Source organism: Flavobacterium columnare NBRC 100251 = ATCC 23463 (assembly GCF_002530675.1).
GTDB classification, from domain to species: domain Bacteria; phylum Bacteroidota; class Bacteroidia; order Flavobacteriales; family Flavobacteriaceae; genus Flavobacterium; species Flavobacterium columnare.
In genome coordinates, this window is sequence record NZ_PCMX01000081.1 from 1 (window position 1) to 18,634 (window position 18,634).

Below are 18,634 nucleotides of genomic sequence, written 5' to 3' on the forward strand. Positions count from 1 at the left end.
ACAGGTTTTAGACTTGATCCATCAAAAAAAGGAGAAGTGATTATCTTTTTGAAAGCTTTTGATGATATGTTTAGCAATAATGTAGTAAAGAGAACTTCTTATACGTTTGATGAAATAGTATACGGAGCTAAATTTAAACCTATGTACGAACATAATAATAGTTTTACCTCAACTATTTTACATATAGACCGATTAAATCAATTTGAAAATGTTGAGATATAACTAAAAAAGAAATGAATATAAGGTTTTATTGACCTAATAGTTTAAAAGTAGTAGATACTTCTATTGATTTTGCAATCTTATAGCCAACAACACTAGGTATTTCAATATTAAATTCTTCTGGCTTTAAAATAAAGTTAGCTATAAGAATGTAGTTGTTTCCTTCTTTTTTTAATAAGGCAGGTACCGTCATATTTTTTGATTTTCCGTGAATTTCAAAAGTACCATTTATTTGAACTTTTGTTTGGTTATCAAAATTATAAGTATTGTAATTCTCTATTTTTCCTTTAAAAATAGCTTTAGGAAATTTGTCGCTTTCCATATAGTTTTCATTAAAATGCTCTTGCATTAAGCTGTTTTTAAACTTAAAAGTTTTAATATTTATGACCGAGGCCATATCTCCTGTTTTAGAATTTAAAACACATACAGCAGAGGAACTTGTAGCCTTTATTTCTTCAAAAGTGGCAACAGATGCCTCAAATGTTATAACTCCGTTTTTTGCTATACTTTTTTCTTGAGACCAAGAGTGTAAATTGATAAGTAAAATCAAGGAGTAAAATAGTTTTTTCATAACTTATTTGTATAGTTTTAATAGTATTGAATCATTAATTAACTTTTTTGCAAGCACACTTTAGGGGGAAGTGTGCTTCTTTAGCTACTTTAAAAAAAATTATTTTTCTAATAAGCCATCAGCTTGCCACTGTTTTATGATATCAATGTTAACTTGAGGCATTTTTCCTGAACGAGGCATAACTCCAGCGCCATCTCTTTGTATTCTATCTAAGATGTTATTAATGTTTGTTTTTACACCACTGTATGAAGCAAAAGTAGGGTGGCAACCTATACAGTTATTTGTGAAAATAGCCTTAGCGTTTGCTTCATAAGTTAATTTAGCTCCAGTAGGAGTAGTCGTAGTCGTGGTAGGACCTGAAATAGAAGGTTCATTGTCTTTAGAACAACTTGCCAAACTGATTGTTAAAAAGCTTAAAAACAGAAATGTTTTTTTCATAATAAGTGATTTTAGTTATTAAATTTATATATTTGTCTATACAAATGATGGCAAAAATAATTTATTTATTTGATGTTTAGATGTTAAAAAACTAAAAAGTATGTTAAAAAAAATTTTATTAGGATTTTCTATTGTGTTAAGTAATAATCTGCAGGCACAAGATGATTTGTTAAAGGGAGTAGAAAATAACGACTCACAAGTCGTTAAATCAGCATTTAAATCTTTAAAGATTGTAAATTTAGAGTCAACAAAATTGGCATCAAAAGGAGATTTATATTTTATTGTTTCTCACCGTTTTGGTTTTTTGAACTCAGGGTTTGAAAACTTTTTTGGGTTAGATGGAGCTACTACTCAACTAAAAATGGTTTATGGGTTAACAGATGATGTCACGTTGCATTTTTCAAGAAGCACTTTTGCTAAGACTTATGATGCGGGAATAAAATATAAAATTATAAGCCAAAAGAAAGAAGGATTTCCTTTTACAATAGTAGGATATAATGCTTTGGCGATTAATTCGGCTATGAAAAAAGAAGCTTATCCCTTATTAGAATTTAAACATCGACTTTCTTATAATTCGCAAGTATTAGTGTCAAGAAAATTCAACGATCAACTAACATTACAGTTAGCTCCTACTTTTTTTTATGAAAATGTAGTTCTTAATCCCGAGCAAAAAAACGCACAATTTGCAGTAGGTATGGGAGGTCGTTATAAGTTAAGTAAACGATTTTCTTTAAATGTAGATTATGCAGCACACTTGAATAGAATTAAAAATTCAAATTTTAGAGATCCTCTTTCAGTTGGAGTAGATTTAGAAACAGGGGGACACATATTTCAAATGTTTTTTACCAATGCGAATGCTATGCACGATACAGGTTATCTAGGTAGAACAGCTGGTAATTGGGCAAAAGGAGAAATTAGCTTTGGATTTAATTTAGTAAGAGTGTTTTAATATTATTGTAAAAAAAGAAACTTTTCTAAAAGTCTGATATTGTTTTGTCTAATTTTGTTTGATTCTTCTTCCTACTAGACTACTAAAGTAGTAACAAAATTAAATCTTTTAAATATTACTTTTTAGAAAAGTTTCTTTTACTTATTTCAAATCAACCTCTACGTTGTATTCTGATAGATGAGCTAGAGCTTCAGGGCTTTTATAATTAAAATGATCTTCGTGTTGTTGCTTTTCTTTTCTATTAGAGATTGTTTTGATACAATTATAAAAGCGCCTAACATCTTCAAAATTACTAAGAATAAGACCTGGAACAGGTGTTGATTGCCCTGTTTTATCTTTTGCAACCATAGTGAAATAAGATGAATTGCAATGTTTAACAAAGCCTGTTTGTATATTTTCAGCTTCTACTCGTATCCCTACAATCATAGACGTTTTACCTACATAATTTACAGAAGCTTTAAGAGTTACTAATTCGCCGACCTCTATTGGAGCTAAAAAATCTACAGTATCTACTGATGCAGTTACACAATAATGTCCTGAAAATTTAGAAGCGCAGGCAAAAGCAATTTGATCTAATAAAGATAAAATATAGCCGCCGTGTATTTTACCACTAAAGTTAGTGTGTGATGGTAACATGAGTTCTGAAATAACTATTCTAGAGTCATTTACGGTTTTAAAGAGGGTATTCATTATATAAAGTTATCTTAAAATCATTTTTCAATTAATTCAAATAAAATAAATTGATTGAGTTGTGGGCCAAATTGTTGAAAATTATCATCTGATATAACCAAAATTGTTCTATTTCCATTGGGTAAATTTTTTCCAAAACAGATACCTTCAATATTATCTATTTTAGACTGTTTTAGATATTTTTTTATGTCACTAAAATCCAAAACCAATTCCTTTTTCATAGGGACATACTTTTTTGATTTTAAGCTTTTTATGTTTAATGAATTTGTAGTGTTTGAATGAATAGAAGCTTCAAATATTTTTACAATATTTTCATTTTGAAAGGCTCTTTCTATTACTAAAAAATGATCTTTTTTGTATTCTAAAATATCAGATACACCATTTATGTCTCCGCTTCCTGTTCTAGGTTTGGTAAGAGGAGATAATTCATAAACAAATTCTTTTGTAGCTTGTTTTGTATTAAAATCATAAAAAGTAAATCGAACAGGAGAATCTGTTGTTTTATAATCTGGTTCTGATCCATCTGTTTTAAGAGGTAATTCGTTTGCACTCCATATACCTTGTTTATCTACACTTTTTGTCAAGGATTCAAAAGAACCATTATGCCTAGTTTCTTGGAAAAAAATAGGAGGGATAGAAAAATCGGATAAAAAATGTCCTTTTTCATCGGAATTAAAAATACTTGGTTTTTGATTGCCATAAATGCTTCCTTCTGATGATAACGTTATTTGATTGTTTGTAAAAACGATACTCTCTAAGTCTAAAAACCGAGAAGAATAAAAATTTTCTTTTGTATCAAAAATAATCATGTCAGTAAAAACAGTTTTACTAATAGTGTTATTTTTAGTTACTATATTGGCAATATAGTAACGAGGGGTATTAGGATCGTCAGAAACAATATAGTAACGATCTTTCTCAAAATCATAATCTATACCAGATAAACCACCAATTAATAAATTTTGAAAATATTGATTTGAAGGGAAAATAAAATCATCTAAAAAATTTAATTTTATACTTGATGAATTAGTTATGTCGTTTACCTTAGTTGTCTGATTAATTTCTTCTATTTCAGTTTTATGACAGCATATAAAAAAGAAAAGAAGAAAGAATAGAATTATGTGTTTTTTTAAAAATAACATATCATTCCTGCCTGTAAATTAGTTTTATAGTATGAAAACTATCGGTTAAATATAGGAGATTTTTCCTCTTTTACATCGGTTACGAAATAAGTGGTGTCTCCCCACCAAGGAAATGTTTTATAACGTTCTATATAAGTTACTTTTACATAACGTCCCTCTAGATTTTTTAATTTTTGAATGGTGCTGTTTTCACTATCCAATAGCGAAAAAGCAAAAATTTTGTTTCCTGAAAGGCCTTGACTTAATTCGCCTTCCCACGTTTTAAAGATATAACCTTTTTTGCTGAATTTAATTAATTCTCCGGTACGAGTGCCTTCGCTATAAGTAGCATAGTACAAAAGAGTAAAGTACAAAGCAAAACAAAGAGCAAAAGTACCAAGGCTGAGTAAAAGAATTTTTTTTAACATACAATTATTAGTTTATTAAGTTATTTTCATTTTGTTCTGCTCGATTAATAATGGCTTCAGGAAGTGATTTTTTAGCTTTAGCTCCCATTTTTTTGAGTTTTTCAACGCTGGTAATTAAATTCCCTTTGCCTTCAACTAATTTATTCATAGCTCCTGAATACTCATTTTTAGCTTCATCCATACGTTTTCCAATTTTGATAAGATCCTGAACAAATCCTTCAAACTTATCATATAAAGCTCCCGCTTGACGGGCAATTTCATAAGCGTTTTCCTGTTGCTTTTGGTTAGCCCACATACTGTCAATAGTTCTTAGTGTAGCCAAAAGGGTTGATGGTGTAACAATTACAATATTTTTCTCAAAAGCTTTGTTGTAAAGAGTGGCATCTTCCTGTAAAGCAATGGCAAACGCGGGTTCTATAGGAACAAAAAGTAGCACAAAATCAGGGCTTTCTATTTTATATAAATCATGATAGTTTTTTTCGCCCAGTTGATCTACATGACGCTTTAAAGAAAGGACGTGTTCTTTTAGGTATTGCTCTTTTAGAGTTTCATCTTCTTCGTTTATAAAACGTTCATAAGCAGTAAGCGTTACTTTAGAATCGACGATCATTTTTTTACCATCAGGTAGATTGATGACCACATCGGGCTGCAAGCGTTGCCCTTCGTCGTTAGTAAAACTTTGTTGGACTTCGTACTCGCGCCCTTTTTCTAAACCCGATTTTTCAAGTACGCGTTCTAGCACTAGTTCACCCCAATTCCCTTGCATTTTACTATCGCCTTTTAATGCTTTGGTCAAATTGAGGGTTTCTTTACTCATTTGTGCGTTCATTTCGCGCAAACCTAAAATTTGTTGGCGTAATGCTGCGTGATAATCAATACTCTCTTTGTGAGTGTCTTCCACTTTTTTCTCAAAGTTTTGGATTTTGTCGTGTAATGGCGAAAGGAGATTTTTTATGTTTTCTTTATTTTGTTCAGTAAATTTAGTTGATTTTTCTTCTAATATCTTGTTGGCAAGGTTTTCAAATTCTTTCGTGAATTTTTCTTGCAGTTGTGCTACTTCTTGTTTTTGTTCTCTATTTCGTTCGAGTAAATTATCAAAATCAACTTCCTTTTTGGAGAGCTGAATCGCAAGGGCTTCTTTTTCGTTCCGAATAGCATCTTTTTCATGATTAAGTTGCGATAATTGTTTTTCCCAAGTCCCTTTTTCTGACTGAAATTGTGATTTCAATTGTTCAATTTGGGAAAGTAATCCGTTAATTTTTTCCTCAAAAGTAGCGGTTGTAGTTTTAGCCGAAGCCGAAAAGATGACTTTCCCTAAGAAGATTCCTATTCCTAAGGCAATGATGAATGTGGCTAGTACAATAAGTGTGTCTGACATGGTTTTGTTTTTTTGTTGTAAATTTATAATTCATTTTTAATATTTGAAAAATTATATTTTTTTAATGTAGTTTGAAGGATTTTCCAATGATTTTTTATTTGCTTTTTTATCTCAGGAGCGTTCATTTCGTTTGAAGCATTATAAATATATTTAATATAATTACCTCTAAATTTACGACAAAAAGGTTTAACTACTAATCGACCATTTTTAAACTCACTTTTTTTAGCTGGCAACAATCTTGATTTTACTCCTTTGTAACTATAGAGTCTGTAGATTTTCCTTTTAAAAATAGGAGATTCATCTAAAAGTTTCTTCTCTTTTAGTTTTTCAATTCTTTTTGATTTTCTTTTTATAGTTTGTTTCATTTCTCGGTAAAAACTTGCTAAGTTTTTAGATTTGACTAATATTTTATAACCATAAAATTCGAAACCTAAATAGTTAAGAGGTATATCTTTTATTAATTTATCACCCTTTATTTGAAATGACTGTAATTTCTCATTCTCTTTTTTGAATGAAGTTTTTTCTGTTTTTTCTTTTGAAATAATTAAGTCAATTTCCTTTATCTTATTTAATACAAAATTTTCAACTGTATCAACCTCACTTTCTTTACAGATTACAATAATATCATCAGAATATCGTCTGTAAAAGACATTTTTTTTAACTGTAAGTTCATTTACAATTGCTTCGTCAAAAGGGAGCATATAAATATTAGCTAAAAGAGCACTTATAGGTAATCCTTGTGGAATTCCAATGATTTTACCTTTTTTATGTTTCTGATTTTTATGAATAATTATATCAGAATCAATTAGTTCTTTGATATTATTAAAAAAAGTATGTTTTCCTTCTTTTTTTAGTTGTGCTAACTTTTTTTCGTCGAAATGTTTATTCTTGATTTTTAGATCATTTAGTTTAACATATGTGAATTGTGTAGCAGATTTAAAAATATTGTAATGATCTTTTGGTAATGCTTTACAACCTAAAATTTTAGCCCAAATTAATTTTAATTTTTTATGATTTAGTGTAGGAAAGAAGTTTTCTACATCAAAAGCTAAGACAACACAATTTTCTCTTTTCTTGATTTCATCGAAAATGTCTTTTGCAAAATGAACATTGTTTTTAAATTTTAATCCATCTTCAGTTATTATTTGTCTATATGCTGATATTGAATTAGATAGTTCAATGTTCTTTTTTAGATATTCTTCATATTTTGGACTAATAATTTTTTGAGTATAGTAGGAATATATATGAGCATCAATATGTGAAGCATAAAGAATTTCTCTGATTTTAGTGTTTGAAACAATATTTCCTTTTTTATCTATTTTTTTATGAGAATGTCTTTTTATTCCATTAAAATCTGAAAGTTTATATCTCCTTTGTTTAATTTCTTTGAAGATCAAAGGTAAGAATGAATGATGTGCAACTTTTTCAGGATTAGAAACATAACTCTCGATATCTTTTTTAATTGATAATGGAGTTTTATTAGAAAAATGAGGATATCCTCTGTCTTTAAACCAATCTTTAGTTTTAATCATAGTTTGTTTAAAAGTAGTAAAGAAGTTCTCGCACGGATTTTAAAAAATAAAACGTAACATTTCAATGAAACTGAACCATTAGCCGAGTTCTCGACTCCCGTTATCATTTTACGTCAATGAATAATCCATTAGAAATTATGATTACATTAAATCCTTTAGAATTACTTGCGACTGTAACAAATCTATTAGTTTGGAGACTAATACTAGAGAAAGCAAACTTTCCCGAAATTTGTACAGACCTAATTGATTTAATACTGAACCCAATATTGGGAGAGGTATTCAATCAATCAATTACACTTCTCTTAATCTACATATTTATTAACCCTCAAAAGAGGTTTGATTAAGTGGTTTCTTTTGAAACACAATAGTTCAACAAATGTTTTATTTCAATAACTAAAGAACTTCCTTACTTTACTTTTGTAAAAATAGTTATTTTTACTTTTATAAAAATCAAATAAATGAAAGCTAGTCAAAACAATAGTGAAGAAAACCAAGATTTTAAGATAGGAGATATCGTTGCAATTAAATCCCATGCCTTATTCAGAGAGTATCATAAAATAATTGAGTTTCCTGCTCAAACATCACCCTTAATGTTGGTGAAAGAAATTTTTTATGAAGATGAAGAAAAGAAAAAAACACACAGTGAAGAATTGGGGTGTAAAATTTCAGGGTTGATAAAATTTACTTGTGTCTATTTTAATGCCAATAAAAGTGAATTTGTTGAAGTCATTATTTATAGTGATTTATTGAAAAAATATAATGATTTAAAATATTACAGAAAGGACAAAAAAACTAACGAAAATATTGATTCAAAATTAATTGATGAAGTTAAAAGTTATGATTTAGCAGATTATAATTATGGTGAAGTAGTTCAATTTAAAACAAAAAAATTAGAACATCGAAAATCATATGAAAACAATAATGAGAAAATTTCAAATATTTCATTTCAAACTCCTGATTTTGTTTTGTCAGGTATAAAAGAAGAAATAAGCAAGGATTTATTCTATTCTAATGGAGAAAAAAAGATAAAGAGAAAAGTTTCTAATACAATGTTTAAAGTGATGTGGTTTAATCATTATCAGCAAAAATTTAGTGAGCATTATTTGCCAAAAGAGTTTTTTGTAAAAGATACAAAGTTCATAGATGGAGGTAATGAGGAAGTAAAATAAATTTTTTAATCTATAAAATTAAATTTTGCATTATGGAAACTCACCGTCATTTTATACTCCATAAACCCCACGGCTATTTAAGCCAATTTATTTACGAGAAAAAGCGAAATAAGAAAAAGCTAGGCGAATTATTTGATTTTCCTGAAGGTACGATGGCAATAGGAAGGTTAGATGAAGATTCTGAAGGATTGTTATTGCTCACCACAGACGGAATGATGAGCGAAATTGTACGAAGTAAAACCATCGAAAAAGAATATTTTGCCCAAGTAGATGGGGTTGTAACTCCCCAAGCTATTGAAAAACTGAAAAACGGAGTAGAAATAGGAGTAAAGGGTGTTCGTTATACTACCAAATCTTGTGAAGCAAGAATCCTAGAAACATTACCTGATTTCATTGGCGAAGGTCGACGCATACGCCACGAACGCCACGGTCCTACTAGTTGGCTATCTATTACACTTACCGAAGGAAAATTTCGTCAGGTACGTAAAATGACGGCCGCAGTTGGATTCCCTACTTTGCGATTAGTCCGTGTGAGAGTTGGAAATGTTAATTTGAAGGGGTTGAAAGCAGGAGAAGTAATTGAAGTAAATGAATTTTAAATATCATTTTTTTAAACTAAATTACGATCTAAAAACTTAGTTTGGTCTTTGTATTACAATTATTTTAGATATAAAAATGCGCAATAATAATCTTGATGTACTGAAAATAATAATGGCTTTTTTAGTCATTGCGTTACATATTTTTCCTGTTTCTAAAGTAACAGGGATAGAAGGACTAATTTCCTATGAAATTGCCAGTGGTATAACTCGAATTGCTGTACCTACATTCTTTTTAATTTCAGGTTATTTTTTGCGAAATAAATTAAATGATAAACCTTATTTGTGGAAGTATACCAAGCGAATTTTATTGTTATATGTGGTTTGGCAATTCATTTATTTACCTGACTTAATCCGATTTTATAATTTAGGTTGGTTTTCTAAATCAGATATGATTTTAAAACTTATTTACGGTTATTGGCATTTATGGTATTTATTAGCCACAACTATAGCGGTAGGTTTGTTATATCTTTTACGAAATTTAAGTACTGCGATAAAAACGAAGTTAATACTGTTTCTACTCATATTGGGTTACAGTTTTCAAATAGGAATTCAATCAAATCGTTTAGATCTTATGTTTTTGTATGAAATAATAGGAACAACACGTAACTATTTATTTTTTGCTTTACCTATGATGATGATTGGGACTATGTATGATAAATGGAAAGATGAGATACCCCAATTCAAATGGCTATTTATCCCATTATGGATTATATTATTAATAGAAGTAGGAATGTATTATAAATATAAGGTTAAAGCAATGGATTTTCTTTTAACGCTTCCTTTATTAAGTATGTTGACTTTTTATTGGATAAATGAATCCCACCAATCGTTCATTCAAAAAACAATACCAGCTACACTTTCTTTAGGAATTTATTTGTGTCATCCGTATGCTATAAGAATGGTAAATGAATTATTGCCCGAACAAGGATTTTATGATTGGCTATTAAAATATCCTATTATTTGTTTTTTAACACTTATACTTTGGTGGTTAATGGATCAAATAAATAAGAAATTGACCTATTTTTTTTAATTGGGATTATTTAAATATAAATTTTCTCTTTTCGTTATCAAATAGAATGTCTTCATCCTCAAATAAAGAATTAAAAACACCTTTTTCAATTAGTACACAAGGTTGATCTTGTACAACAAAATCAGGAGTCATAACAACCATTTCATCGCTTAACTGAAGGGCCAAATCAATATCATGAGTAGAAAATAAGATACACTTTTGGGTTTCGTGAGCTAACTTTTTTAGCAACTTAAAAACAGCAACCTTATGATGTAAGTCTAAATGTGTGGTAGGTTCATCTAAAATAATCAAAGGGGTGTTTTGAGCTAAAGCCCTTGCTATTAATGTTTTTTGCAACTGACCATCACTTATTTCGTAATGTTTCTTGTTTTGGATAGCTGTTATTTCTGTTAGAATTAAAGCTTCCTTTATTTTCAGACGATCTTCTTGTGTAAGCGTTCCAATCCAATTGGTATAGGGTTGACGACCTAAAGCAACTAATTCATAAACGGTTAGATTACTAGAAGGGAGTTTTTCAGTAAGAACAACTGCTAAGTTTCTTGCTAATTCAATAGTCGTGTATTTTTGAATGTCTAAAGAGTTTAAGATAACTTCACCCGAAAGAGGAGATTGAATAGCTGTTAGCGTTTTTAAAAGAGTTGATTTCCCTATTCCGTTAGCACCTATAAGGGTAATTAATTTTCCCGCTTCAAAATTTAAATTTAAATTCTGAGCTATACAAATTGGATTTTTTTTAAATGTATAGCCAATACTAAGGTGTTTGGTTTGTAAAATGATTGGATTTTTCATTAATTTAGAGTACGTTTTTTTACCAAAAGCCATACTACTATAGGAGCACCTATAATAGAGGTAACAGCATTTATAGGAATAGCTACCTCAAAACCCTGAGAAACAATATCACAAAGAAGCATAATGCAAATTCCTGTTAATAAGGTGGTTATAAATAGGTGAAGATGTTGGCTGCCTTGGAAAATAATTTTTGCAAGATGAGGAATTGCAAACCCTATAAAAGCTATAGGTCCCACAAAAGCCGTGAGTATGCCAGTAAGTACACTCGTTATTAAAATAATTTGATGTAAAGTTTTTTTATAAGGAACACCTAGACTTTTAGCATAATTTTCTCCCAACAAAAGAGCGTCTAAATTTTTAAGAAGACGGATCGTATAAAGTAGCGTAATGCCGCAAACGATAAAAATAAAATAAATATTTTCCCAACGCACACTACCTAAATTTCCCATAGACCAAATAGAAAATTTTTGTAACTGTTCAGCTGATGAAAAATAACTTAAAATATTGATAATAGAACTTGTAAAATGACTAAACATCAATCCAATAACCAAGATAGACATAGTGTTTTTTATTTTTTGAGCCGTTAAAAGGACTGCTATCAAAACAATCAGAGACCCCATGATAGAGGCAAAGACAATTCCGTAAGACGATGTAAAAAGAGGAACAAGTAGAGGGGGTAAAAAATTACTTCCCATGATCACGAAAGCAACCATTAAGCTGGAACCTGAACTTAATCCTAAAATATAAGGACCCGCTAATGGATTTCTAAAAAGAGTTTGCATGAGTAATCCGCATATAGGTAATGCTACACCCACGGCTACCGCTATTAGAGCTTTAGGAAGTCTGAAATTTAAAATAATATACTGCCAAGTAGTTTTAGAAGCATTGTTGCCTATTAAAACCTGAAAAGTATCCTGTATAGGGATTCTAACAGAACCTAAACATAAGTCTAAAATAAAAAGAATTACGCTTAAGAGAATAAAACCAAAAAAGAGTTTTTTGTTTTTCAAGACTTTTATTGTATGGGCGTTACAAATGTAAATGGATAATTAGGCAATAATTCAGGATGTATAATTTTTATGTAATCTTTCAGTACTTTATCGGGTTGACTAGGCGAAAATTCAAAGAAAAGAGTACCTCCTTTTTTCCCTTTTTTCCCTTCAAAAGTATATACCTTCTTATTTTGATACGCTTTAAATTGAGAGTAATGAATATTTGATTTTCCAAATTCGTTCCAACTTGTAATATCTCCCGTTGCAATCCAGATCAAAGCATTTTGTCCTTTTTCAAAAACCTGTTCAAAAGTCAGAGGGATACTTCCTGTACCTTTTACATCTTTCCAAAGATAGTTGCCCCCCGCATCTTGTATATAGGTGCTTTTCCAACTATCACCTTTAGGCATATACCACTGATCCTGATACATTGTACCATAAAGAATAGTAGGTTTTTGTTGAACCGTTTTTACAATTTCTAGTGCATTTAAATAGTTTTTTTTAACTAGATCAAAATAGTTTTTAGCTTCTTTTTCTTTTCCTACTAAAGCACCAAAAAACTTAATCCATTCAGCTTTTCCTAGAGGTGTTTGCTCCATCCAATCCGCTTGAATTAGAACGGGGATTCCTGCTTTTTCAATAGCGTTTAAGGTTGGGTTATTTCCATCCACTCCAAAAGCAACCAATGCGTTTGGAGCTAGATTAATTAATTGTTCGATATTAATTTTTTCATTTTCTCCCAAGTTTTTTATTCTTCCAGAATCAATTAATTTTCGAGTTTTATCAGACGAAATATAGTCAGTATGAGGAAAACCCACCAACTTGTTTTCTACCCCTAAAATTTCTAAAAAAGGAATATTAGTAGTAGAGGTTACTACAAGGTTCTTAAGAGGGACTTGTATTTGAAGATACTGTTTCAAGCTATCAGGGATGTTCTTATTGCTTTTGGTAAGAACATAAGTAAACGGTTTTTGAGCATTAGGCCATGGAGTTGTAACTGTTATGACAGAATAATTTTCGTATTCATGTAAGGTAAAAGCAGTGGCATCTGTTAGAATATTGTTTTTTTGAGGGGTAACAATACGTGTGATTTCATTTTTTTTGCATTGTATAGCAAGAGAACAAAGCAAAGCAAAAAAAGTATATCGCAATAGTTTTATCATAACAGTATATGAAAAATTAAATTTTTAAATGATTGACAAAGATAAAATATATTTTGCCTTAAAAAGAAGTATTAATCAATTGTATAATTCTAAATATGTTTTTAAGAAGTAGTATCAGGCTTCTCTATTATTGAAATTGATTTTTGTAAAATCAAAGAATTAGGAATTGTAATAGTTTGCCCATCAGCAGTTTTTAAATGAACAAAAAAATAGGTAAGCTCAATAATTTCACCTTCTAAAGGAAAGTCTTTATCAAGTATTCTTATGGTATCACCTAATTTAAGAGGATGATTAAAAAAAAGTATTAAACTTGATGTTATGTTTGACAATAAAGACCATTGAGCAAAAAAAGCAACTCCCAAGGCAGTTAGGATACTACTAGCAAAGAGGGCTATTTCATTTTGTTCCAGTCCCCAAATTCCGGAAATTAAAACAAAAAACACAATGGTTATTAGAAGATGTAATGCCTTAATAGATATTTTTCTCCTTGTTCTTTCAATATAGGTCCTTTTTAATGTATTGTTAATTATATTTTTAGTAAAGAAAAAAAGAAATATATATATGACTAGAGCGGCTATTGTTTCTAAAATCTGAATTTTATAAGTACCCATAATTATATATATTAAATAACGTACTTTAGTAAGAAAACAAAAGTAAGTTATAATGTTTTTTTAGTATTCTGTAAGCAAAGATAAAGTTTTAAATATCTTTACAGCCAAAAAACAGAGTGTATGTTGTATCTTATAACAGGTGGCGAACGTTCAGGTAAAAGCGCGTATGCCCAAGATTTAGCGTTAGAGTTATCGTCTAATCCCGTGTATATGGCTACTGCTCGTAAATGGGACGGTGATTTTCAGAAAAGAATAGATAGACATCAAAAAGATCGTGACCACCGATGGACGAATGTTGAAGAAGAAAAATACATAAGCAATTTCAATTTTTCTAAAAAAGTAACCATGATTGACTGCGTAACCTTGTGGTTGACTAATTTTTTTGTGGATACCCAAAATGATATTGAAAAATCACTAGAATTAGCAAAATCAGAAATTGAAAAAATACTACTTCAAGAAGATACAAATATTATTATTATTACAAATGAAATTGGTATGGGAGTTCATGCTCAGACCGAAATAGGAAGAAAATTTACCGAATTACAAGGTTGGATGAATCAATATCTAGCTCAAAAAGCAAATAAAGTAATTTTGATGATTTCAGGAATTCCTGTAGAAATTAAGTAGCGTTTATCGTTTATAAATTATAGAATAAAAACTCATACGAAATAATGAAAGCAATTCTTTCTTGGAGTGGAGGTAAAGACAGCTGTTACGCAACAATAAAAGCCATAAAATCAGGATATCAACCGACAGTGCTTTTAAATATGATGAATGAAAACGGAAAAGTATCCCGTTCGCACGGATTAACACAACTTATTTTAGAGCAGCAAGCCAATCAGTTAAAAATACCATTCATAGGAATACCAACCACTTGGGGCGATTATGAAAAAAAATACATAGAAACACTTCATCAATTAAAAAAAAACTATGAAGTAGAACACGTTATTTTTGGAGATATTGATTTAGCACCTCATAAAGAATGGGAAGAAAAAGTATGCCAAGAAGCCAAATTAAATGCCATTTTACCTCTCTGGCAACAAGATCGTTTAGAATTGGTAAAACAAATGATAGAACAAAATATTGTTTGTATGATTGTTTCCTGTAATACTACTATGGGAGTAGAATTTTTAGGAGAAATTTTAACAAAGGAAATGATTCAAAAATTAATTCAATTAAATATAGATCCATGTGGTGAAAATGGAGAGTTTCACACAGTAGTAATTAACTGCCCGTTATTTGATAATCCTATTGTATTACCTAATTATAAAAAAGAAATTTACCAAGACTATTGTTTTTTAGTTTGGGAAAAATAACATAAGAAGTGATGAGTTTAACAGAAAAATTACAACATAAGATTGATTTTAAAACCAAACCTTTAGGAGCTTTAGGTCAATTAGAAAGTATAGCTTTGCAGATAGGGCAAGTTTTTAATACACTTACACCTGAAATACGAAATCCACATATTTTAGTCTTTGCAGCAGATCATGGTATAGCAAGAGAAGGCGTAAGTGCTTATCCAGCTGAAGTAACCCCTCAAATGGTTTTGAATTTTGTAAACGGTGGGGCAGCAATTAATGTGTTTTCAAAACAAAATGAATTGACATTAGAAGTAATTGATGCAGGAGTAAATTTTGATTTTGATAATTCATTACCCATAATACATCAAAAGGTAGCAAAAGGAACTCAATCATTTTTAGAGCAAGCTGCCATGTCAGTAGAGCAGTTTAAAGAATGTTTACAAAAAGGAAGACAAATTGTACAAGAAATACACACAAAAGGCTCTAATTGCGTTGGCTTTGGAGAAATGGGTATTGGAAACACAGCCACTTCTGCTGTATTAATGAGTATTTTAACAGAAATTCCAATTCAAGATTGTGTAGGGAGTGGGACAGGAGTAGTTAATGACGCATTAGATAGAAAAACAACTATTTTAAAAACAGCTTTACAAAATTACAAAGGATCCTCCATGATAGATGAAAAATTAGCCCATTTTGGTGGATTTGAAATTTATCAAATGGCAGGAGGAATGCTTCAAGCCTTTGAAAACAATATGTTAATTCTAGTAGACGGATTTATTAGTTCAGTAGCCTTTTTAGTAGCGTATACCTATGAATCAAAAATCCTAAAAAACGCCATATTCTGTCATTGTTCACAAGAAAAAGCACATAAAAACTTGTTGCACTATTTAAAAGGAAAACCATTGCTAGATTTAGGATTACGACTAGGAGAAGGTACAGGAATAGCCCTTGCTTTTCCAATCATACAAGGAGCCGTTAATTTTTTAAATCAAATGGCAAGTTTTGAAGAAGCAGGCGTTAGTGAAAGCCTTTAAAGAGGCTATTTTCATAACCTAAGGTTCATAAAAAAATGAAAAAACAACTAGACATCTTTTTTACAGCGTTAATGTTCTATACACGTATTCCGTGTCCAAAACATATTCATCATGATCCTAGTTATTTAAATAAAGCAACACGTTATTTTCCGTTAGTAGGGTGGTTAGTAGGAAGTCTATCTTATTTAGTATTTTTAGGAGCTCATTATCTTTTTTCATTGTTAATAGCCACTGTTTTTTCCATGGTAGCAGGCGTGCTGATTACAGGAGCCTTTCACGAAGATGGATTTGCGGACGTTTGCGATGGGTTTGGAGGAGGTTGGACAAAAGAAAAAATAGTAAAAATTATGAAAGACAGCGCTATAGGAGCTTATGGAGCTATAGGAGTTGTACTTTTATTACTAGTCAAGTTTTTACTCCTTTTTGAAATAATGAACAGAATCCCTAATCCTTCTTGGAACCAATATGCTTATGCAAGCTTTTTATTTATTACCTACCATAGTATAAGCAGAGCAAATGCCATTTCACTTTCCTTTACGTTACCGTATGTAAGAGAAGATGAATTAAGTAAAAGTAAACCTATAACCAAAGGTTTTAGTAAATATGAAGTAATAGGAGTCCTTTTCTTTGGATTAACACCATTGGCTTGTATGGCTTGTATTTACAATCCATATTATTTGGTGGTATTACCCGCTTTGCTCCTCACACGTTTGTATATGGGACGGTATTTTACCAAATGGATTGGAGGATACACAGGCGATTGTTTAGGAGCTTTAGAACAGATTAGCGAAGTAGTAACCCTTTTATCTTTTCTAACACTATGCAAATTTATTTAGTACGCCATACCGAAACCATTTGTCCCAAAGGAGTTTGTTATGGACAGAGCAATGTAAACTTAGTACCTAATTTTTTAAAACAATTTCAAGAGATAAAAAAACAATTACCAGTAAAAGCATTCGTATATACTAGTCCTTTGACACGTTGTGTAGAATTGGCTGAATATTGTTTTTCAAAACAAGAGATAACGGTAGACAACCGATTAAAGGAAATGAATTTTGGAAAATGGGAATTACAAAAATGGGATGCAATACCAGAGGAAGAATTAAATCCTTGGATGGAAGATTTTGTAAACATTCCAGTTCCTATGGGAGAGTCTTTTCAAGTTTTATACGAAAGAGTAGTTGAATTTTGGGAAACAATACAAAAAATGACATTAGAGAAACCATTAGTTATTTTTACTCATGCAGGTGTTATAAGAAGTTTAATATGTTACCTAGAAAAACAACCTCTTAAAGATGCTTTTACTTACAAAGTAGATTTTGGAGAAGTAAAAAGGCTTTCAATTAAATGAAATAAAGAATCTAATCTTTTTTCAGAAAAGAATGTTTTACTCCTAACTAATTGATACTAATTTGTTTGTGAGGGACTAAGATCAGGGGTGTTTTTTCAAAAAAGTAAGTGTTTTTATAAATGTGTGTGAAAAAAAAATATTTTTTTATTTTTTATTGTACCTTTGCGCTCCCTTAAACAAAAAAATATGAAAAAAAGTATTAAAACACCACTATTTTTGTTCGTGTTATTTTCTTTGTGCAATAACGTATTTGGTCAAGTAATAAATCATAACAATGATGTTTGGTTGCATTATTTAGGAAAAAACATGATAGGAAAAAAACTTTCCTTAACACTAGAAGGATCTCTAATATTCGCTAACGGATTTGATCAAAAACAACAATATTTTATACGTCCATCTGTAGATTACCAGTTTACTAAACAAATAAGTGGTAGCATAGGTTATACACACCATGAATTTTTTGTTTATGGAGATGTTCCTTTAAATAGAGTCGTAACACCAGAGGATAACGTATGGATACAAGGTGTTTATAGCTGTGCTAAAAATGATTTTAAATTTACCCATCGTCTACGCGATGAGAGTCGTTGGGTAGGAGTAGCTACTAAAAATGAAGCAGGAGATTTTGTTATAACTAATAGAGACTATAGAAATCGTTTACGATACATGTATTTGGTAAATTATACTTTAACTAAAAAAGAAGATAAACCTCAATTGTTTGCTTTTTTAGGAGATGAGATATTTATGAATATAGGAGTAAAAGCAGCCAAAACATTTGTACAACAAAATAGAGTAATTGCAGGTTTAGGATATAATTTAAACCCTCAACATCAAATTCAATTAAGTTACATTCACCAAAATTTATGGAATGTACCTAACACCATACAAGAAAATAATCCCACGCTAAGGATTTCTTATGTAACGAACTTAGATTGGTCAAAGAAAAAATAATTTTAAAAGCTTCGTAAAAAGACCTTTGTTTTAAATAAAAAAAACTACAACATTGAACATGCCCCAAAAAGTTAGACACTATTTGGGGCATTTTTTATTCAAATTTTGCTCAATATAGGTTAGGTATTAGAAAACTATTATAGATAAAGAGGTAATACCATTTAAACCTAAAATATACTGGATTAAAAGTAAAGTTCTCGATACGTTTTTTTTCATTTTAAAAACAACTCGAACTCTCCCTTTGATCGAAATGAAAAGATTGCGAACTTTTTGGACAGTCTCAAGGTTAAAAAAAAATATTATAAGGAAATTTCAAAGTTTAAA

Annotated in this window: 21 protein-coding genes and 1 pseudogene; 11 read left to right on the plus strand and 11 right to left on the minus strand. The window is 30.2% G+C overall.

What is annotated here, in order from left to right; translation table 11 throughout:
- Positions 1-222: pseudogene (locus B0A78_RS11130) on the plus strand (ion channel); the annotation flags it as partial.
- Between the two features lie 25 nt (positions 223-247).
- On the opposite strand, the gene B0A78_RS11135 reads toward B0A78_RS11130, so the two are convergent.
- On the minus strand, positions 248-790 hold the full coding sequence (locus B0A78_RS11135) for a YceI family protein (RefSeq protein WP_014165136.1): 543 nt from the start codon (positions 788-790) through the stop codon (positions 248-250).
- Positions 791-889: 99 nt separating this feature from the next.
- A complete protein-coding gene (locus B0A78_RS11140; protein WP_014165135.1) occupies positions 890-1,228 on the minus strand; it encodes a hypothetical protein in 339 nt (112 codons plus the stop codon).
- A 100-nt stretch (positions 1,229-1,328) separates the two neighbouring features.
- Between B0A78_RS11140 and B0A78_RS11145 the strand changes: the two genes are divergently transcribed.
- A complete protein-coding gene (locus B0A78_RS11145; RefSeq protein ID WP_097609681.1) occupies positions 1,329-2,177 on the plus strand; it encodes a DUF5777 family beta-barrel protein in 849 nt (282 codons plus the stop codon).
- A gap of 141 nt (positions 2,178-2,318) precedes the next feature.
- Here the strand turns inward: B0A78_RS11145 and B0A78_RS11150 are convergent, their stop codons facing one another.
- From B0A78_RS11150 to B0A78_RS11170, 5 genes are read right to left on the minus strand one after another with little or no spacing between them, the layout of a single operon-like run.
- On the minus strand, positions 2,319-2,867 hold the full coding sequence (locus tag B0A78_RS11150; protein WP_014165133.1) for an acyl-CoA thioesterase: 549 nt from the start codon (positions 2,865-2,867) through the stop codon (positions 2,319-2,321).
- 20 nt (positions 2,868-2,887) lie between these two features.
- Entirely contained in the window at positions 2,888-4,006 is a 1,119-nt protein-coding gene (locus tag B0A78_RS11155; RefSeq protein ID WP_081278995.1) for an esterase-like activity of phytase family protein, read from the minus strand.
- Positions 4,007-4,044: 38 nt separating this feature from the next.
- Positions 4,045-4,413, minus strand: a complete 369-nt coding sequence (locus B0A78_RS11160; protein ID WP_014165131.1) for a hypothetical protein — start codon at positions 4,411-4,413, stop codon at positions 4,045-4,047.
- 7 nt (positions 4,414-4,420) lie between these two features.
- The gene (gene rmuC, locus B0A78_RS11165) at positions 4,421-5,791 is read right to left on the minus strand and encodes a DNA recombination protein RmuC (protein ID WP_065213172.1); all 1,371 of its coding nucleotides are present in this window, start codon (positions 5,789-5,791) and stop codon (positions 4,421-4,423) included.
- Between the two features lie 23 nt (positions 5,792-5,814).
- The gene (locus B0A78_RS11170; RefSeq protein ID WP_014165129.1) at positions 5,815-7,323 is read right to left on the minus strand and encodes a reverse transcriptase domain-containing protein; all 1,509 of its coding nucleotides are present in this window, start codon (positions 7,321-7,323) and stop codon (positions 5,815-5,817) included.
- Between the two features lie 458 nt (positions 7,324-7,781).
- Here B0A78_RS11170 and B0A78_RS11180 point away from each other — a divergent pair, with 458 nt between their 5' ends.
- The 3 genes from B0A78_RS11180 to B0A78_RS11190 all read left to right on the plus strand — a co-directional run bounded on the left by B0A78_RS11180 (position 7,782) and on the right by B0A78_RS11190 (position 10,121).
- Positions 7,782-8,492, plus strand: coding sequence for a hypothetical protein (locus B0A78_RS11180; RefSeq protein ID WP_014165127.1), 711 nt, complete (start codon positions 7,782-7,784; stop codon positions 8,490-8,492).
- 32 nt (positions 8,493-8,524) lie between these two features.
- The gene (locus B0A78_RS11185) at positions 8,525-9,091 is read left to right on the plus strand and encodes a pseudouridine synthase (RefSeq protein ID WP_014165126.1); all 567 of its coding nucleotides are present in this window, start codon (positions 8,525-8,527) and stop codon (positions 9,089-9,091) included.
- Positions 9,092-9,167: 76 nt separating this feature from the next.
- On the plus strand, positions 9,168-10,121 hold the full coding sequence (locus tag B0A78_RS11190) for an acyltransferase family protein (protein ID WP_014165125.1): 954 nt from the start codon (positions 9,168-9,170) through the stop codon (positions 10,119-10,121).
- Between the two features lie 6 nt (positions 10,122-10,127).
- Here the strand turns inward: B0A78_RS11190 and B0A78_RS11195 are convergent, their stop codons facing one another.
- The 4 genes from B0A78_RS11195 to B0A78_RS11210 form a co-directional block, all read right to left on the minus strand.
- Positions 10,128-10,910 carry an ABC transporter ATP-binding protein gene (locus B0A78_RS11195; RefSeq protein WP_169859142.1) on the minus strand — a complete coding sequence of 261 codons (783 nt, stop codon included), beginning with the start codon at positions 10,908-10,910 and terminating at the stop codon, positions 10,128-10,130.
- Positions 10,910-11,920 carry an iron ABC transporter permease gene (locus tag B0A78_RS11200; protein ID WP_014165123.1) on the minus strand — a complete coding sequence of 337 codons (1,011 nt, stop codon included), beginning with the start codon at positions 11,918-11,920 and terminating at the stop codon, positions 10,910-10,912. Before B0A78_RS11200 ends, B0A78_RS11195 begins: the two co-directional genes overlap by 1 nt.
- Before the next feature lie 5 nt (positions 11,921-11,925).
- A complete protein-coding gene (locus B0A78_RS11205; RefSeq protein WP_014165122.1) occupies positions 11,926-13,065 on the minus strand; it encodes an ABC transporter substrate-binding protein in 1,140 nt (379 codons plus the stop codon).
- Between the two features lie 101 nt (positions 13,066-13,166).
- Positions 13,167-13,676 carry a mechanosensitive ion channel domain-containing protein gene (locus B0A78_RS11210; RefSeq protein ID WP_014165121.1) on the minus strand — a complete coding sequence of 170 codons (510 nt, stop codon included), beginning with the start codon at positions 13,674-13,676 and terminating at the stop codon, positions 13,167-13,169.
- A gap of 120 nt (positions 13,677-13,796) precedes the next feature.
- On the opposite strand from B0A78_RS11210, the gene B0A78_RS11215 reads away from it, so the two are divergent.
- From B0A78_RS11215 to B0A78_RS11240, 6 genes are all read left to right on the plus strand, one after another.
- Positions 13,797-14,303 (plus strand): bifunctional adenosylcobinamide kinase/adenosylcobinamide-phosphate guanylyltransferase, encoded by a 507-nt coding sequence (locus tag B0A78_RS11215; RefSeq protein WP_014165120.1) that lies wholly within the window; start codon positions 13,797-13,799, stop codon positions 14,301-14,303.
- Between the two features lie 44 nt (positions 14,304-14,347).
- Positions 14,348-14,992: a Dph6-related ATP pyrophosphatase gene (locus B0A78_RS11220; RefSeq protein WP_014165119.1), complete on the plus strand. Its 645-nt coding sequence runs from the start codon at positions 14,348-14,350 to the stop codon at positions 14,990-14,992.
- A gap of 11 nt (positions 14,993-15,003) precedes the next feature.
- Positions 15,004-16,011 (plus strand): nicotinate-nucleotide--dimethylbenzimidazole phosphoribosyltransferase, encoded by a 1,008-nt coding sequence (cobT, locus tag B0A78_RS11225; protein WP_014165118.1) that lies wholly within the window; start codon positions 15,004-15,006, stop codon positions 16,009-16,011.
- Positions 16,012-16,046: 35 nt separating this feature from the next.
- On the plus strand, positions 16,047-16,847 hold the full coding sequence (locus B0A78_RS11230; protein ID WP_014165117.1) for an adenosylcobinamide-GDP ribazoletransferase: 801 nt from the start codon (positions 16,047-16,049) through the stop codon (positions 16,845-16,847).
- Complete coding sequence (gene cobC, locus B0A78_RS11235; RefSeq protein ID WP_014165116.1) at positions 16,832-17,362, plus strand: alpha-ribazole phosphatase; 531 nt, start codon at positions 16,832-16,834, stop codon at positions 17,360-17,362. Before B0A78_RS11230 ends, cobC begins: the two co-directional genes overlap by 16 nt.
- A gap of 186 nt (positions 17,363-17,548) precedes the next feature.
- Entirely contained in the window at positions 17,549-18,310 is a 762-nt protein-coding gene (locus B0A78_RS11240) for a DUF2490 domain-containing protein (protein ID WP_014165115.1), read from the plus strand.
- Positions 18,311-18,634 lie beyond the last annotated feature (324 nt).

Bases quoted from the DNA above. Each gene is read 5' to 3' on its own strand.
- B0A78_RS11135 (WP_014165136.1), bottom strand. From the start codon at position 790: ATGAAAAAACTATTTTACTCCTTGATTTTACTTATCAATTTACACTCT.
- B0A78_RS11140 (WP_014165135.1), bottom strand. From the start codon at position 1,228: ATGAAAAAAACATTTCTGTTTTTAAGCTTTTTAACAATCAGTTTGGCA.
- B0A78_RS11145 (WP_097609681.1), top strand. From the start codon at position 1,329: ATGTTAAAAAAAATTTTATTAGGATTTTCTATTGTGTTAAGTAATAAT.
- B0A78_RS11150 (WP_014165133.1), bottom strand. From the start codon at position 2,867: ATGAATACCCTCTTTAAAACCGTAAATGACTCTAGAATAGTTATTTCA.
- B0A78_RS11155 (WP_081278995.1), bottom strand. From the start codon at position 4,006: ATGTTATTTTTAAAAAAACACATAATTCTATTCTTTCTTCTTTTCTTT.
- B0A78_RS11160 (WP_014165131.1), bottom strand. From the start codon at position 4,413: ATGTTAAAAAAAATTCTTTTACTCAGCCTTGGTACTTTTGCTCTTTGT.
- rmuC (WP_065213172.1), bottom strand. From the start codon at position 5,791: ATGTCAGACACACTTATTGTACTAGCCACATTCATCATTGCCTTAGGA.
- B0A78_RS11170 (WP_014165129.1), bottom strand. From the start codon at position 7,323: ATGATTAAAACTAAAGATTGGTTTAAAGACAGAGGATATCCTCATTTT.
- B0A78_RS11180 (WP_014165127.1), top strand. From the start codon at position 7,782: ATGAAAGCTAGTCAAAACAATAGTGAAGAAAACCAAGATTTTAAGATA.
- B0A78_RS11185 (WP_014165126.1), top strand. From the start codon at position 8,525: ATGGAAACTCACCGTCATTTTATACTCCATAAACCCCACGGCTATTTA.
- B0A78_RS11190 (WP_014165125.1), top strand. From the start codon at position 9,168: ATGCGCAATAATAATCTTGATGTACTGAAAATAATAATGGCTTTTTTA.
- B0A78_RS11195 (WP_169859142.1), bottom strand. From the start codon at position 10,910: ATGAAAAATCCAATCATTTTACAAACCAAACACCTTAGTATTGGCTAT.
- B0A78_RS11205 (WP_014165122.1), bottom strand. From the start codon at position 13,065: ATGATAAAACTATTGCGATATACTTTTTTTGCTTTGCTTTGTTCTCTT.
- B0A78_RS11210 (WP_014165121.1), bottom strand. From the start codon at position 13,676: ATGGGTACTTATAAAATTCAGATTTTAGAAACAATAGCCGCTCTAGTC.
- B0A78_RS11215 (WP_014165120.1), top strand. From the start codon at position 13,797: ATGTTGTATCTTATAACAGGTGGCGAACGTTCAGGTAAAAGCGCGTAT.
- B0A78_RS11220 (WP_014165119.1), top strand. From the start codon at position 14,348: ATGAAAGCAATTCTTTCTTGGAGTGGAGGTAAAGACAGCTGTTACGCA.
- cobT (WP_014165118.1), top strand. From the start codon at position 15,004: ATGAGTTTAACAGAAAAATTACAACATAAGATTGATTTTAAAACCAAA.
- B0A78_RS11230 (WP_014165117.1), top strand. From the start codon at position 16,047: ATGAAAAAACAACTAGACATCTTTTTTACAGCGTTAATGTTCTATACA.
- cobC (WP_014165116.1), top strand. From the start codon at position 16,832: ATGCAAATTTATTTAGTACGCCATACCGAAACCATTTGTCCCAAAGGA.
- B0A78_RS11240 (WP_014165115.1), top strand. From the start codon at position 17,549: ATGAAAAAAAGTATTAAAACACCACTATTTTTGTTCGTGTTATTTTCT.